General features: G+C 66.1%; 3 protein-coding genes. All 3 read left to right on the forward strand.

Features of this window, described 5'->3' with window-relative positions; translation table 11 throughout:
- Nucleotides 1-100 precede the first annotated feature (100 nt).
- On the forward strand, nucleotides 101-1,249 hold the full coding sequence (locus DXC18_RS09960) for a hypothetical protein (RefSeq protein ID WP_117717037.1): 1,149 nt from the start codon (nucleotides 101-103) through the stop codon (nucleotides 1,247-1,249).
- Nucleotides 1,250-1,552: 303 nt separating this feature from the next.
- Entirely contained in the window at nucleotides 1,553-2,044 is a 492-nt protein-coding gene (locus DXC18_RS09965) for a hypothetical protein (protein WP_117717038.1), read from the forward strand.
- 126 nt (nucleotides 2,045-2,170) lie between these two features.
- A partial coding sequence (locus DXC18_RS09970) for an antirestriction protein ArdA (RefSeq protein ID WP_147330271.1) occupies nucleotides 2,171-3,022 on the forward strand: 852 nt, incomplete at its 3' end.

The following is a 3,022-nucleotide window of genomic DNA, read 5'->3' on the forward strand; positions in this document are numbered from 1 at the left end:
CGCAGGCCGCCGACCGCGCCCGCGCCGCCGCCGCGCGCACGGCCCGACCCGGCGGCGCGCATTACCGCCCCGGCCACGCACAGTGAAGGGAAACGCAGATATGGACGATTGCGATATCGAGCCCACGCCGAACGATCCCGAGTTCGACCCCTACGAGTGCGAGAGCGCCTATGCCCTCTGGGCCTTCAAGGAGGAGGGCGAGCCCGTCAAGTTCCTCGAGGCCTCCCTTGTCGAGAACCCGGACTGCCCTTCCGGCTATTCCTTCTGCTGGCGCACCCTGTCGCTGTGCGATAGAACCGGAAAGCTCGTCGACCGCTTCGGGGGCGATATCGGGGACGTCTCGCGCGCCGACTATATCGCGGACACGGTGCTCCCCGGCGGGGCCGTCTCCTCGCAGGTCGAGGATGACAGCCTTCCGAACCTACCGTATTCCTTCGAGGAGGGCGATCTGGACGACACCGCGAGGAAGTCGGCGGCAGAAGCGATCCGCGGGGCGATTCTGTCGCTGCCGCTTTCCATCGCGGAGTCGACGGAGGCGGTCCCGGCCTTCTACAGGATTGACAACCCCGCCATGCCCGACGACCCCCTCACCCGCGACATGCTCGCCGACGCGCTCCAATCCGTGGAGAACTCCCATCGCAGCGCCGCGATGGACGCCCTGCTGTGCAACAGGAACGGAATGGATGTCGCGAAGCAGGCCCTCATCGCCTCCGCGGCGAGGGGGATGCAGTCCAGCGGCGAGCTGTTCGATATGATGTCCCGCGCCGTCGGCCTGATCCGCGCGACCGAGGGCTCCGCCGCGGGCGTCGGCGACTACGCGCTCGCGCAGAGCCTCCTTTCCACCGGACTCCACCATATGCAGAACCGGTGTTTCGATACCGTCACGCGCGACCCGGCAGACACCCGCTTCATGGACACCTCCAAAGTCACCAAGCTCTTCGCCGAGGAGCTGGAACGAGACACCGGCCTCGCGCTCAATGCCGCGCTCAAGGGGAAACATGCCCGGCACTACAGCCGCGACGCCTACGCGCTCATATTCACCGAGGCCGACTTGGACGAATATGCCGAGCTGATCGACCTCGACTGCCCGGACCTCGATGCGAAACAGCGTCGCGAGGTTGCGGCCACAGCGGTGCGCGAGTGGTGCCGCGACCACGCCATGGACGGCTTCAGCGTCTTCTTCCACGATTACGCGAAGGAGTATGCGCGCAGCGCGGCCGAAAAGCAGGTCGGCGGCATCAGGCATTGACCGATCTTCGGGGCGGTATCAGGGGCGCAGGCTGATTTTCCCCGACGTTGCCCGCCCCGCCGTCGCGGCGGCAAGCGACCTGTCGGCGAGCAATTCGAGCTCGGCGTCCGTCCAATGGCGATATGCCGCGGCGTCTCCCATCACAGCCCCCTCATCGTGTGCAGCAGAATCTCGGGAGTCATACCCATCGAGAGCCGAAGATTTCAGCGCTTCCCGTTCGGGAAGCGCTTTTCTTCACGGGATCGCGGTTCGAGCGAGGACGGACAATCTCCTAAACGAGAAACCCGACTATCGGAGGTTCCAATGAGCGATTACGTCACCGGCCTCTTCCGCGAAGCACTCGGAAGGCTCGAGGGGGAATACCGCGGCGAGGGGCTGGACGCCATGGCTCTCGCTGCGCGGAGCCTGGCCGCGGACGAGTCCAGGTCATATGCGGCGGCACACTCGGTGCTCGACGAATCCGCCCGGCTCGGCGAGATGTTCGACCCCTTCACCTACCCGGCCCTCGCCATGCCCGCGACCGACGACGCGATCCGCCGCAGCGTCGCCGTCGGCGGCACCGATGCGGCCGATATCGAACGACAGCTCGCCAAGGGAGGGTCCGCGGAGCGCGGAGTCAAGAGGGCCCTCGGCGACCCGCACGCCCTCGAGCGCCATCCCGACACCGCGCCCGCCGGCCACCGGCCGAGGAAGATGTCGCCGGCGGGCCTGGCGAAACTGGCCCGCAAATCGGCCGCGAGTAACGCCCCTAAACCCGACATGGGCACGGGCACCGTCGCCGACAGACACCGCTGACCCGCATCGATGCGCCCGCGGCTGGACGGGCTTCCCGTTCGGGAAACACCGTGGTGCCGTCAAGGCGGCGCGGGTAACATCGTCGGCAAGCATCTATCCGCCTTCTGTTCGCTGGAGCTGATCAGTATGGCAAATAACGATTTCCATGACGGCATCGACGTATGCGTGGGCAACTGGGGCTACTACAGCGAGGGCGAGCTTCGCGATACGTGGATGCACCTGCCGATGGACCCCGACGAGATCGAGCCCTGGCTGCGCGACCACGGGCTCGTCGACGAGGATCACGAGGAGACCTACATCTCCGACTACGACGGGCTGCCGTTCCGCTGCCCCCAGGTGTTCAACGAGTACGCCCGGCTCGATAAGCTGAACGTCCTCGCGATGCAGCTAATACTTCTCCCCGAAGGGGACTTGGCGCATATCCAGGCCGCCATCGATTACGGCGAGCCGCTGAGCCGCCTCGACGAGCTCATGAACCTCGTGGCGCAGGCGGACGAGCTGCCCGTATACGACTACGTCTACGACGACATGTATGTCGAGGACCAATGGCACAAGACCTGCCTCGAGCGCTCGACGCCGCAGGAGAACTACGCATACACGGCACTCGACGGCGATTCCGAGTTCTGGGACCTGATGAACCGGGGGGACGGCGAACTCCTCTCCTGCTTCGACTTCAACAGCTACGGCGACATCGCCGTGCGAAACGGCTACGTCGAATTGTGCGAGACCTGCTATGTCAACAAACGCGGCGACTGGCCGCCGCTCGACGAGTACCCGTTCGAGGAGATCGCGGACGAGACCTTGGCCGAGTGGCGCGGGGCCCGCGGCAAGGATGCCGCGGAGAAGCCCGCGGCGCCGTCCGAGATCGCCTATGCCGCCAGCGCCATCGCGGCGCTCAGTGCCGACGACGGGGCGGGCGGCACTGAGCGCCGCGAAGCTGTAGGGAGGGCCGCGGCCATGATGTTCAGGGATATCAAC

Source organism: Collinsella sp. OM08-14AT, from assembly GCF_003438115.1.
In the GTDB taxonomy this organism is placed as follows: domain Bacteria; phylum Actinomycetota; class Coriobacteriia; order Coriobacteriales; family Coriobacteriaceae; genus Collinsella.